The 12528-nt window shown below is 62.7% G+C and carries 13 protein-coding genes; 8 read left to right on the top strand and 5 right to left on the bottom strand.

Translation table 11 applies throughout. From position 1 onward, the window contains the following. Positions 1–30: 30 nt before the first annotated feature. Positions 31–489, bottom strand: coding sequence for an NUDIX hydrolase (locus QQL76_RS12605; RefSeq protein ID WP_499207941.1), 459 nt, complete (start codon positions 487–489; stop codon positions 31–33). A gap of 64 nt (positions 490–553) precedes the next feature. On the opposite strand from QQL76_RS12605, the gene QQL76_RS12610 reads away from it, so the two are divergent. The 3 genes from QQL76_RS12610 to QQL76_RS12620 are packed head-to-tail and all read left to right on the top strand — an operon-like array spanning position 554 to position 2692. Beyond that, positions 554–1237, top strand: coding sequence for a DUF2799 domain-containing protein (locus QQL76_RS12610; protein ID WP_499207942.1), 684 nt, complete (start codon positions 554–556; stop codon positions 1235–1237). 52 nt (positions 1238–1289) lie between these two features. After that, positions 1290–2066, top strand: a complete 777-nt coding sequence (locus QQL76_RS12615) for an SOS response-associated peptidase (protein ID WP_499207943.1) — start codon at positions 1290–1292, stop codon at positions 2064–2066. Positions 2067–2077: 11 nt separating this feature from the next. Further along, on the top strand, positions 2078–2692 hold the full coding sequence (locus tag QQL76_RS12620) for a LysE/ArgO family amino acid transporter (RefSeq protein WP_499207944.1): 615 nt from the start codon (positions 2078–2080) through the stop codon (positions 2690–2692). Positions 2693–2719: 27 nt separating this feature from the next. Here the strand turns inward: QQL76_RS12620 and QQL76_RS12625 are convergent, their stop codons facing one another. Further along, positions 2720–2905: a hypothetical protein gene (locus tag QQL76_RS12625; protein WP_499207945.1), complete on the bottom strand. Its 186-nt coding sequence runs from the start codon at positions 2903–2905 to the stop codon at positions 2720–2722. A gap of 438 nt (positions 2906–3343) precedes the next feature. On the opposite strand from QQL76_RS12625, the gene cysS reads away from it, so the two are divergent. Genes cysS through rarD form a run of 5 tightly spaced genes read left to right on the top strand, consistent with a single transcriptional unit; the run spans position 3344 to position 8851 of the window. Continuing rightward, positions 3344–4831 carry a cysteine--tRNA ligase gene (cysS, locus tag QQL76_RS12630; protein ID WP_499207946.1) on the top strand — a complete coding sequence of 496 codons (1488 nt, stop codon included), beginning with the start codon at positions 3344–3346 and terminating at the stop codon, positions 4829–4831. Further along, positions 4828–5322: a GFA family protein gene (locus QQL76_RS12635; RefSeq protein WP_499207947.1), complete on the top strand. Its 495-nt coding sequence runs from the start codon at positions 4828–4830 to the stop codon at positions 5320–5322. Before cysS ends, QQL76_RS12635 begins: the two co-directional genes overlap by 4 nt. Further along, positions 5319–6278, top strand: a complete 960-nt coding sequence (gene pip / locus QQL76_RS12640; RefSeq protein ID WP_499207948.1) for an alpha/beta hydrolase family protein — start codon at positions 5319–5321, stop codon at positions 6276–6278. Before QQL76_RS12635 ends, pip begins: the two co-directional genes overlap by 4 nt. Beyond that, positions 6275–7891, top strand: a complete 1617-nt coding sequence (gene cimA, locus QQL76_RS12645; protein ID WP_499207949.1) for a (R)-citramalate synthase — start codon at positions 6275–6277, stop codon at positions 7889–7891. The genes pip and cimA overlap by 4 nt, the downstream gene beginning before the upstream one ends. A 12-nt stretch (positions 7892–7903) precedes the next feature. Continuing rightward, on the top strand, positions 7904–8851 hold the full coding sequence (gene rarD, locus QQL76_RS12650; RefSeq protein WP_499207950.1) for an EamA family transporter: 948 nt from the start codon (positions 7904–7906) through the stop codon (positions 8849–8851). A 15-nt stretch (positions 8852–8866) separates the two neighbouring features. Here rarD and QQL76_RS12655 read toward each other — a convergent pair whose 3' ends face one another. The 3 genes from QQL76_RS12655 to QQL76_RS12665 all read right to left on the bottom strand — a co-directional run bounded on the left by QQL76_RS12655 (position 8867) and on the right by QQL76_RS12665 (position 12444). After that, positions 8867–10108 (bottom strand): glycerophosphodiester phosphodiesterase family protein, encoded by a 1242-nt coding sequence (locus tag QQL76_RS12655; protein ID WP_499207951.1) that lies wholly within the window; start codon positions 10106–10108, stop codon positions 8867–8869. A gap of 71 nt (positions 10109–10179) precedes the next feature. Beyond that, positions 10180–11727: a carbon-nitrogen hydrolase family protein gene (locus QQL76_RS12660; protein ID WP_499207952.1), complete on the bottom strand. Its 1548-nt coding sequence runs from the start codon at positions 11725–11727 to the stop codon at positions 10180–10182. A 96-nt stretch (positions 11728–11823) separates the two neighbouring features. Then, a complete protein-coding gene (locus QQL76_RS12665) occupies positions 11824–12444 on the bottom strand; it encodes an LOG family protein (RefSeq protein WP_499207953.1) in 621 nt (206 codons plus the stop codon). Positions 12445–12528: the final 84 nt, after the last annotated feature.

The following is a 12528-nucleotide window of genomic DNA, read 5'->3' on the forward strand; positions in this document are numbered from 1 at the left end:
GTCCCTGTCAGTGTCATGGGTGGAGGGCTATCAGCTTTCCGTGTCGAGGCTAAGGCGGATCAGTCCAAGTTCCACCAGACATTCGCGCACGCTCGGCGGCATCGGCAATTCATCCACGTCCTGCGCTCCGAACCAGCCCGCCTCCAGTGCGTCGTCGCTCGCGATCGGCCGCGACGGGCCCGTTGGATCGAGTGTCGCCTTGTAGACCGTGAGACTGAACCAGCTCGTGACACGCCCATCCGCATTGACGTCCTTCAGGTCATAGCTCTTGAATGGCACGGGCGCTTTGCCGATCAACCCGGTCTCCTCGCGCAATTCTCGAAGCGCCGCATCTTCCAGGGCCTCCCCCTCGTCGACGCGCCCGCCGGGAAATGCGTACAGGTCCTGCGCGGGCGGATTGGCGCGCTTGACCAGGAGCACGCGAACGCCATCGACAAGGATCGTCGAGACGGCTGCACGTGGCTGTTGAAACTCAAGATCAGACGACATTTTGCCTTTTCAAAGATCCCGCTAAGTAGCGTAAGCTTCCATTAGAAAATGCTTGGGGGCATTCATGATTTTGAAGACGGCTGCAACGCTGGCAATGCTGGCCGGTCTTGGACTGGCACTGGCATCCTGCCAGACATTGAACGAGGCTGAATGTCAAACCGTGAGCTGGCAGACGCTGGGCCAGCAGGACGGCGCGCAGGGCAGGGCAACGACCTATATCGGCCGACATCAGGAGGCCTGCTCGAAACATGGGCTGCCGATCGACACGGTTGCCTGGCAATCGGGCTGGGAGCAGGGCATTCGTCAGTATTGCACGCCGGACAACGCGCTGAATCGTGGCCGCAACGGCCAGTCGGGCGAGAACAATTGCCCTGCTGATCTCTCCGCCGGCTTCTCCAACGCCTATCAGGTCGGCCGGGCCGTCTATGATGCGCAGGTCGAGCGCGACCGGCTGACAAACGACCTCAATGCGGCGACGCAAAGCATTGTCAGCGCTGCAACGACCGAGGAGCGCGCCGTCATCCAGACGCGGCTTGTCACACTTCAGGCGCAGATCCCCGAAGCGGAACGCCGGTTGAGCCGCGCGCGCGAGCGCTACGACGACTATCGCTTCGGCGGATATCGTGGTGGCTTCCCTGGCGCTGCGGGCTATGTCGGCCAACCGGTCTATGGCGGCGCGCCGAGGGCGATGCCCGTCATCCAGCCGCCTCTTACCCCGGCCTATTCAGCGCGTCCCGGCGCTTATTGATCGCAGAAAAGGCCGCTTGACCGGGTGAAGCCCCGGTGGCATCGCTTCTGGCATGTGTGGTCGTTTTGCACTTTCAGCGATGCCGGAAGAAGTTCGGGAATTCTTCAGCCTCATGGAGCTGGAAGACTTTCCGCCCCGCTACAATATCGCGCCGACACAGCCGATCGTGATCGTGCAGGCGACGGAGCCGGCCAATGAAGGCTCCAACCGGCCGGACCGGCAGGCGCTTCTGGTGCGCTGGGGGCTTCTGCCGCGCTGGGTAAAGGACACCAAGGCCTTTCCGCTGCTGATCAATGCACGCTCGGAGACGGCGGCGGAGAAAGCGGCGTTCAAGGCGGCCATGCGCCATCGCCGAGTGCTCGTGCCTGCATCGGGCTTTTACGAATGGCGGCGCGGCGAAGGCCGCAAGGCGCGCTCGCAGCCGTTCTGGATCCGCCCTCGCGGTGGCGGCGTGATCGCTTTTGCCGGCTTGATGGAAACCTATGCGGATGCAGCAGGCGGCGAGATCGACACCGCCGCGATCCTGACCACCGCTGCCAACTCCGCCCTGTCTTCCATCCACGACCGGATGCCGGTGGTGATCGAACCGGGCGACTTCGCGCGCTGGCTTGATTGCCGGACCCAGGAGCCGCGCGACGTGGCGGATCTGCTGCGGCCGGTATCCGAAGAATTCTTTGAAGCGATTCCCGTGTCCGAAGCGGTCAATGCCGTTGCCAACGAAAACGCCGCGCTGCAGGAGAGGATCGACCCGCTCGCCGAACCGCCGCCACCTGCAGCGGACGAGCCGGCGGCGGAAAAGCCGGCCGGCGCGCAACTCAGCCTCTTCTGACTGGTCTCCCCATGAATCCCATTCTTCTGCCGGCGCTGTCCGGCTTCCTGCTTGGCGGCAGCCTCATCGTCGCCATCGGCGCGCAAAACGCGTTCATCCTGCGCCAGGGCCTCTTGCGCCAGCACGTCTTCATCCTCTGCCTGGTCTGCGCTCTATCGGACGCGCTGCTGATTGCGGCAGGCGTTGCAGGTCTCGGCGCGCTGATCAGCAATGCGCCGAGCCTGATCTTCGCCGTCACCATCGGTGGCGCGCTGTTTCTGATCACTTACGGGTTTCTCGCGTTCCGGCGCGCCCTGCGGCCGGAGGCCATGCGCTTGAGCGCCGAGGGCGGAGCCGGCTTGAAGCAGGCGCTGGCGACATGTCTCGCCTTCACCTTTCTCAACCCGCACGTCTATCTGGACACGGTGCTCCTCATCGGCTCGCTTTCCGCGCGCTATGAGGCCGGAGCGCGGCTTGCCTTCGGCGCCGGCGCCATGACCGCATCCTTCGTGTGGTTCTTCGGGCTCGGCTACGGCGCGCGGCTCTTGGCGCCACTCTTTGCGAGACCCGCAGCCTGGCGGGTACTCGATGTCATAATCGGCTGCGTCATGTGGCTGATCGCAGCCGGACTGATCGCGCGTCTCTGACCGCTCCTGATCGGTCGCGCGACAGGATCAATCCAGCTCGCGCACCGATTTTGGCCGGAACCGATCCTGCTTGTGGCCAAGCTTGGCCGTCAGCGGAGCCGCTGCGCGAACCGCGCCGCTTCCGATCGTGCCATAGCGCTTTTCGAGCGCCACGTCCTCGCGCTCCTGCTTCTCGTTGCCGTTGACCGCTTGGCGCTTGGTCTTGCCGTCCATTAAATTCTCCTCCGTAGGCCTCTGCTTGCCTCTGCCTGATCCTATTAAATCACGGCTTTTTGCAGGAAATGGGGTAACCAGAAAAAGAAAGGGCCCGGTGCGCTTTTGCAACACGCGACCGGGCCCAGTGACCGGCCCGGTGATTGGGGCACCTGGCGGACCGGAACGATGATCGGCACGACTGAATGCCGTACCGGACCGGTCGTCCATCCCCCGAACGGGTGAGGCGGTTGCATTTTCGCTAAGTTGCGCGGGACTTGACCGCTTGATGGCAAGGCGCGATAAGCTTTTCCCATGCAACAGCGTCATGGCGCCTTCGCCAACTGCATTTGCCGGATCATTATTCGCTAGCGACACCGCTGGCCCGGCCCGTTTTGTCCCGACAAGTCCTCGATGACGACAAACGCCCCGGCCAGCAGGCACGGGAGATTGTCATCCATGGGCGAGAGGCCTGAACTCAAGCTCTACAACACCCTCACGCGGACGAAGGAGGTTTTCGCCCCCATCGATCCCGACAATGTGCGCATGTATGTCTGCGGACCGACGGTCTACGACTACGCCCATATCGGCAATGCGCGCCCCGTCATCGTCTTCGACGTGCTCTTCCGGCTTTTGCGCCATCTCTATGGCGAGGATCACGTCACCTATGTCCGCAACATCACCGACGTGGACGACAAGATCAACGCGCGGGCATTGCGCGATTACCCGAACCTGCCGCTGAACGAAGCGATCCGCGCCGTCACCGAAAAAACCGAGGCGCAGTTTCAGGCCGACGCGAAGGCGCTCGGTTGCCTGGCGCCGACGGTCCAGCCCCGCGCGACCGACTTCGTGCTGCCCCGGCCGGACCACAAGACGGACATGGTGAGCCTGATTCAATCTCTCATCAGCCGCGGCCATGCCTATGACGCGGCTGGTGAAATCCTGTTCGACGTGTCGTCGATGCCGGATTACGGCAAGCTCTCCAACCGCAAGCTCGAAGACCAGCAGGCCGGCGCCCGCGTCGCCGTCGAGCGGCACAAGAAAAACCCCGGCGACTTCGTGCTCTGGAAGGAATCGTCCGCCGAAGAGCCCGGCTGGGACGCGCATTTCCACATGTCCGATTCCCGCAGCCTCGCCATCCGCGGCCGACCCGGCTGGCACATCGAATGCTCCGCCATGTCTGCCGCCTATCTCGGCCAGACCTTCGACATCCACGGCGGCGGGCTCGACCTCATCTTCCCCCACCACGAAAACGAAATCGCCCAGTCCTGCTGCGCCCACGGCACGGATAGGATGGCCAACATCTGGATGCACAACGGCTTCCTCCAGGTGGAAGGCCGCAAGATGTCGAAAAGCGAGGGCAATTTCGTCACGATCAACGAATTGTTGGAGACGGAGAAATTCGGGGGCAGGAAGTGGCCGGGCGAAGTTCTGCGTCTGGCAATGCTGATGACGCATTACCGTGAGCCGATCGATTTCAGTGTGAGGCGGCTGGAGGAGGCGGAAAAAATCTACGACTCGCTAGTTTCAGCTGCCGCGTTAGCGCCTTCGCCAATCCTTGATCCCGGAGTTGTCCTATTGCTGGCTAGCGACCTCAATGCTGGCGATGCAATACGTCATCTCCAAAGACGACGTAATGAAGCGGTTCACGGAGTTGGTTCGTTTGCCGCGGCACGCCTGTCGTTCGGTATGGATCTGCTTGGCTTAAAACGAATGTCTATCAAAGAGTGGATGCGCCAGAAGGAGCTGCTGGTCGGAATAATTCATCCCAAAGACCGGGTTTCCATTCAAAAGTCGATCGATCACCGCCTCCAGCACATCGCAAACAAAAACTGGCCCGAAGCCGACCGCATCCGCGACGATCTTCTTGCGCAGGGTATTCAGCTGAAAGACGGCAAGGATCCCGCAACCGGCGAACGCGTGACCACATGGGAGGTCAAGCGATGACCCTTTCCTCCACGCCAGAGTTTTCCGGCGGGTGCCAGTGTGGGGCGGTGCGGTTTCATATGCGGGGGGCGCTCGGCAAGGCGTCGATCTGCCATTGCCGCATGTGCCAGAAGGCCTATGGCAATTTCTTTGCGCCGCTGGTTTCGGTGGAAGCGGAGCGCCTGGCGTGGACCCGCGGCGAGCCGGCGCGCTACCGTTCCTCCAACCATGTGGCGCGTGGTTTTTGCGCCGATTGCGGCACGCCGCTGACCTATGAGGCGCCGGACGGCATGGCGCTCTCCATCGCAGCCTTCGACGATCCGAGCGCGATCGCGCCGGTCATCGTTTTCGGCGTGGAAGGAAAGCTGCCCTATGTGGACGCGCTTGCGGCACTTCCCGTGCGCACCACCGCCGACGATGAGGTCGAGAACCCTTTCCTGACATCGATCCAATCCTATCAGCATCCGGATCACGACACCGATCGCTGGCCTCTGGAAGGCGACGACCGATGAGCGCGTTGCGTGGCTTCTACCCCGAGATCGAACCCTACGAGACCGGCACGCTCGATGTCGGCGATGGCCATGTGATCTATTACGAGCGCGTCGGCACGAAAGGCGCAAAGCCTGCCGTCTTCCTGCATGGCGGACCGGGTGGCGGCATCTCGCCGAAGCAGCGCCGTGTCTTCGATCCGACGCGCTACGACGTGCTGCTGTTCGACCAGCGCGGCTGCGGCCGCTCGACGCCTTTTGCGGAGCTCGAGGCCAACACGACCTGGCACCTGGTGGCCGATATCGAGCGGCTGCGCGAAATGGTCGGCGTCGACAGTTGGCTCGTCTTCGGCGGGTCCTGGGGATCGACGCTGGCGCTCGCCTATGCCGAGACGCACCCGAAACGCGTGTCGGAACTGGTGCTGCGCGGCATCTACACGCTGACCAAGGCGGAGATGGACTGGTACTACCGCTTCGGCGTCTCGGAGATGTTTCCCGACAAATGGGAGCGCTTCGTGGCCCCAATTCCGGAAGCGGAACGCGGCGACATGCTCGCCGCCTACCGCAAGCGCCTGACGAGCGAGGATGCCGCCACGCGCCTTGCCGCCGCCAAGGCCTGGAGCGTGTGGGAAGGTGAGACGATTACGCTTCTGCCCGAGCCCGAGACCAGCACGGTCTTCGGTCAGGATGAATTCGCGCTCGCCTTCGCACGGATCGAAAACCATTTCTTCGTCCATGCCGGTTGGCTCGACGATGGCCAGCTCATTCGCGACGCGCACAAGATCCGGCATATTCCGGGTGTCATCGTTCACGGCCGCTATGATATGCCGTGCCCGCTGCGTTTCGCGTGGGCGCTGCACAAGGCCTGGCCAGAAGCCGAGTTCCACATTGTCGAGGGTGCAGGCCACGCCTTCACCGAGCCGGGAATCCTCGACCAGCTGATCCGCGCGACGGACAAATTTGCAGAGTGCGCATCATGACACGCGAACGCCTCTACCTTTTCGACACGACCCTGCGGGACGGGCAGCAGACGCCCGGCATCGATTTTTCGGTCGAGGACAAGACGCTGATCGCGTCGATGCTCGATGCGTTCGGTTTGGATTACGTCGAGGGCGGCTACCCTGGCGCAAACCCGACCGACACGGCTTTTTTCGAGAAGAAGCGCACGAAAAAGGCGGCCTTCGTCGCCTTCGGCATGACCAAGCGGGCAGGGGTCTCGGCGTCTAACGATCCGGGGCTTGCGGCGCTCATCCAGGCGGCGGGCGATGCCGTTTGCTTCGTGGCGAAGAGCTGGGACTACCATGTCGACGTCGCGCTCGGCATTTCCAACGAGGAAAACCTCGACTGCATCAGGGCTTCGGTCGAGGCGACCATCGCTGCCGGCAAGGAAGCGCTGGTCGATTGCGAGCACTTCTTCGATGGCTACAAGGCCAACCCGGCTTACGCCACGGCATGCGCAAAGACCGCCTATGAGGCGGGCGCGCGCTGGGTGGTGCTCTGCGACACCAATGGCGGAACGCTGCCCGGCGAAGTGGCCGAAATCGTCAAGAATTTGATCGAAGCCGGCATCCCTGGCGACCATCTCGGCATCCATGCCCACAACGATACGGGCCAGGCGGTCGCCAATTCGCTGGCGGCGGTCGAGGCGGGCGTGCGCCAGATCCAGGGCACGCTGAACGGCATCGGCGAACGCTGCGGCAATGCCAATCTCGTGACGCTGATCCCGACGCTCATTCTCAAGCCGCATTATGCCGAGCGCTTCGAGCTCGGCATCGATAGCGAAAAGCTCACCGATCTGACGCGGCTGTCGCGGACCTTCGACGAGCTTTTGAACCGTAATCCAGAGCATCAGGCGCCCTATGTGGGCCAGTCGGCCTTCGCGACCAAGGCCGGCATCCACGCATCGGCCCTGTTGAAGGACCCGAAGACTTACGAACATGTCGACCCGGAAAGCGTCGGCAACCAGCGCCGCGTCATGGTGTCCGACCAGGGCGGCAAGTCCAATTTCCTGAACGCGCTGAAGCGGCGCGGCATCGAGGTCGCCAAGGACGATCCGAAGCTCGACAGGCTGATCTCACTGGTCAAGGAGCGAGAAGCGTCGGGCTATGCCTATGAGGCGGCCGATGCGAGCTTCGAGCTTCTGGCGCGCCGCACGCTGGGCCGCGTACCGGATTTCTTCGAGGTGCAGAGCTTCCGGGTCATGGTGGAGCGCCGTTTCGATGCGCTCGGCAATCTGAAGACCGTGTCGGAAGCCGTCGTGCGCGTGATCGTTGATGGCGAAGAGATCCTGTCGGTGGCCGAGGGGCAGGGCCCGGTCAACGCGCTCGACATTGCGCTGCGCAAGGATCTGGGCAAGTTCCAGGCCGACATCGCCGATCTGGAGCTGGTGGACTACAAGGTCCGCATCCTCAATGGCGGCACCGAGGCCATCACCCGCGTTCTGATCGAATCCAGTGACGCGACGACGGATCGCTGGTGGACCGTCGGCGTTTCCGACAACATCATCGACGCCTCCTTCCAGGCGCTGATGGACAGTGTCATCTACAAGCTTCTCAAGAATCGCGAACAGGCCGGCCGCGTCGCCGCCGAGTAGGCAGTACGAACCATGAAACGCTCTGAAGATTGCGGCGCGCCGGGCCCGGCAGCAGCCGGCGCAAACACGCCGGTCGCAACCGGCGACACCGCGCAGGGCTTCATCACGGCCGGCGCCGCCTATCTCTTGTGGGGTCTCGTCCTGCCGTTCTTCATGAAGGCGCTCGACCACATCAACCCGGTCGAGATTGTCGCCCACCGCATTCTCTGGGCAGTGCCGGCAGGCGCCGTGATCCTCATCTGGCTTGGCCGTACCGCCGACCTGATGACGACGTTCAAGTCGCCGAAAGTCGTTGCCATGGCAGCGGTGACCGCCACCATCATCTCGATCAACTGGGGCGTCTACGTCTATGCGATCGCGTCCAACCAGGCGCTCGAAGCCTCGCTCGGCTATTACATCAACCCGCTGATCAGCGTGCTGATGGGCGTCTTCCTGCTTGGTGAAAAGCCGAACCGGCTGCAATGGGTGGCGATCGCGCTCGCAGGTCTCGCCGTCATCATTCTCACGGTCTTCGCCGGCAAGCTGCCCTGGATATCGCTGGTGCTGGCTTTCTCCTTCGCGACCTACGGCTATCTGCGCAAGACACTGCCGATCGGCCCGAGCCAGGGCTTCCTGCTGGAAGTTATTATTCTAACCCCGATCGCTCTCGTGCTGATCGGCTGGTTCATCGCGCAAGGGGACAACCATTTCCTCGCAGGCAGCAGCTTCGATACCTGGATGCTGATTGCCGCCGGGCCCGTCACGGCGATCCCGCTCGTGCTCTTCGCCTTCGGCGCCAAGGGTCTCCGCCTCGCGACCATCGGCCTGATGCAGTACAGCGTGCCGACGTTGGTGCTGCTGATTGCGGTGTTCTTCTTCGGAGAGCCATTCGCCGGGCCCCAGATCGTGGCTTTCGCCCTGATCTGGATTGCGCTGGCGATCTACACATCGACGCTCTTGAGGCGGCCGAAAGCGGCTTGAGCACCGGAAAGGTGCTCAGTCGAGCCCCATGCAGTTGGCGTAGAAGGTCGTCGTGGCCGGCCAGTCGGAAAAGACGCCCATGACGCCGACGTCTTTGGCGAGCACATCGAGCACCGTCAGAACGTCGCCATCGCGCTCGATGGCATCCGAGACCGACTGGAAGTAGTAGCCGCCACCTCCCGCGAGCGGGCCGGAGCGTTCCAGCGACCAGGCGAGGATCTCAAGGCCCGCGTCCTTGGCTGCGGTCGCATAGGCCGACGGCACGATGGTGCCATTCTCGTCGGTCGTCACCAGCATCCATATCGGCGGCGCGATGATCTTCAAACCGCGCTCGGCAAGCTCTTCCATCGACGGATCGAGCGTCGCAAGATCCATCGGGTCGAAGCTATCCTCGCTGTCGCGGCCATCGAGATAGACGACCCGATCGGCAAACTCCGGTTGGGTTTCGATCCAGTACCAGACATCGTTCAGATCGAAGGACTGAGGGTAGACGTTCACGGGATCGATACCGGCCGCGCGATAGTCCTCGAGCATCTGCGCGGCGTAGTCTTCCTGCGTGTAGCCGCCCTCATAGGGCATTGCCACCTCCGGCGCTTTGAGTTCCGGCGTCATCTTCACGCCCAGCTCGGCAAAAAGCGCGATGGACTCGGCATGCGTCATCAGCGTGCCGTTCTGCGCGTAGAGATCCGTCCGCCACGCCGCCGTGCCGCCCAGATAGGCTTCGACGCTGGTGGCATCTGGATCGGAACTGTCCATCTTGCCGCGAAGCGTCTGGAATTCCGCGAGCGTGACATCCGATGTGCAGCACTGCGCCGAAGCTTGACGGCCGGTCTGCGGGTCGGCCGGTGTGAAGGGCACGCTGCACTGGTTGGCGAGGTCGGTCGCCAGAATGTTCGTCGTGGTGTGCAGATCGCACTGGCTGTGCCGGCAGACGAGTTCGCGATCCTTGGTGAAGGCCACGTCGCACTCCAGAACGCCTGCGCCCATGCGGGCGGCGGCGACATAGGATTCGCGCGTGTGCTCCGGAAACTGCAGCGGCGCGCCGCGGTGTCCGATTGAAAACTCGCTGCGGTAGAACGGACCCGCCTCGCAAGCCTGGAGCGCCGCTTTGAGCTCACCGTCTTCCAAATCATCGACGAGATAGAAGGGGCGTGGACCAAGATCGGCCGGAACCTGCTCCTGGGCAAAACCGGCGGTGGCCGCAAAAGCGATCGGCACCTGCCAAACAACGGTCAGAAAAAGAGTTCGAATCGACATCGGCAAGGTCCCAAGCTGCGTTGAACGTGGGACCAAATCAGGTTCCGCTGACAGTCATGTGACGGTCTTGATCAACCGCCGTCGCTCCACCTGACCCGATAGAGATCGAAGCGCCGATCGCGCAGATTGCGCACCGCTCCCTGGGCGCGCGCCCACTGGATGGTGCCGATATTGAGGTCGGCGACGGTCACCATCTCGACATTGACGCTCGCTTCCGCCGCGATGCCGTCGCGGGCGAACGGCATGTCGCACGGCGTCAGGATCGCGGACTGCGCGTAGTTGATGTCGAGATTGTCGACATTGGAGAGATTGCCCGTAATACCCGATGTCACGACATAGCACTGGTTTTCGATCGCACGCGCGGCCGCACAATAGCGCACGCGCAAATGGCCGTGCCGCGTATCGGTGCAGTAGGGCACGAACAGGATGCGCGCACCCTGGTCGGCGAGGCGACGCGCGACCTCCGGGAATTCCGAATCGTAGCAGATCATCACGCCGATCGGTCCGCAGTCGGTGTCGATAACGTCGGTCACGTCACCGCCGACGATCCCCCAGTATTCGCGCTCGTCCGGCGTCGGATGAAGCTTCTCCTGCGCATGGATCGTGCCATCGCGCAGGAACACATAGGACACATTCTGGATATCGCCGTCCTCGGCAATCGTGGGGTGCGATCCGCCGATGATGTTGATATTGCAGCCAAGCGCCATCGCCTGCATGCGCTCCACGAATTCCGGCGTATAGGCGCTGAGCCTCTTGATCGCCTCCGAAGGCGGCCGCTCGGGTTCACTGGACAGGAGGATCAGCGTGAAGAGCTCCGGAAAAACGACGAAATCCGAGCCGTAATCGGCCGCGACTTCGACGAAATAGCGCACATGATCGAAGAACTCGTCATGGGTCGTGACCTTGCGCGCCGCGATCTGGACCGTCGTGACGCGCACCGTATCGCGGCCGCGATGCGAAAGCGGCTGTGTCGCGGCTGCCGGATCGAAATAGGGGTTGTTCCAGACCATCAACGCCGCGTGGCCGCCGGCCGGCTTGTCTTCCGGATGATAGCGGCGCAGGACACGGACAGGCTCGAAGCCGAGCCGCATCTGGAACGAGATCACCGGATCATCGACGTCGCGCGTTTTGACCGCTTCGAGATAATCGTCCGGCTTCGGATAGGCCTTCTTGGCGCGTTTGTAACCGGCAAGCCTTCCGCCAAAGGCGATGCCCTTGAGGTCGAGCTGTTCGCACAGCCGCTGGCGGACCTCGTAGAGCCGCTTGCCGATCTTGGCCCGCCGTCGGCCGGGATCCACGCAGATCTCCACGCCATAAAGCCAGTCGCCCTTGCCATTGTGCCGGCTTGCATAGCCACCGCCGGTGATGTCGTCCCAAGTGTGCTGGCGAAAGATCTGCCGCTCCGCCAGCTGCAGCGTGGCAGCATATCCCACAATCTCGCCATCGAAGACGGCCACGAACTGACCTTCCGGAAACGCATTGATCTGCCCCCGGATGATGCCCGGCTGATACGGCGTCTCTTCCGGATAGACGCGCGAGGTCAGCGCGATGATCGCCTTGACGTCGCCGGCGACGGCGTTGCGGACTTCAAGACGGGGCTTTTCGGACAATGTGGGCATGGATCGACGGAAACTCTCAGCGGGAGGACGATGGTGCGGCAACCCACAACATAGTCACGCGTGCCGAGACGGAAAGCTTTTGATGCAGAACCGGGCCTACATCCGATCGATGATCTCGGCTTCGCCGGATTTGCCGTTGGGCTGGCTGCCGGCTGCGATGATGGCGGGGACGATGTCGTCGACCCGGTCGATGACGAGGGGCTGCACGAGATGCGCCGTATGCAGGAAACCCTCGGCCGCCATGTGGTCCATCAGCGCGATCAGCGGGTCCCAAAAACCATCGATATTGGCGAGCACCATCGGTTTCTTGTGCCGGCCGAGCTGCGCCCAAGTCATGATCTCGATGATTTCCTCGAGCGTCCCGATCCCGCCGGGCAGGGTGACGAATGCGTCGGCGCGTTCGAACATGGTGTGCTTGCGCTTGTGCATGTCCTCGGTGACGATCAGTTCGTCCAGCTGGCCGAGCGCCTGTTTCGTGGCCTCTTTTTCCATGAGGAATTCGGGGATGATGCCCGTCACCGCGCCGCCGCCATTGATGACGCCATCGGCGACCGCGCCCATGACGCCGCGTGTTCCACCACCATAGACGAGTCGAAGTCCGTGCGCGGCGATCGAACGGCCAAGCGCTCGTCCGGTTTCGGTGTAGACGCCGTTACGACCGGGCTGGGAACCGCAGTAAACGCAGACGGCGCGAATCTCTTTCATCGATTGGGTCATACTGGGAGGAAGCCTTCCAAAGCTGCGTGCGTCAAGCACCGTCGGGCCGGACCATCAGTTGAATTCGAAGCGCATTTGAAGCAA

The sequence above is a fragment of the Rhizobium albus genome (genome assembly GCA_030160035.1).
GTDB lineage: Bacteria > Pseudomonadota > Alphaproteobacteria > Rhizobiales > Rhizobiaceae > Georhizobium > Georhizobium albus.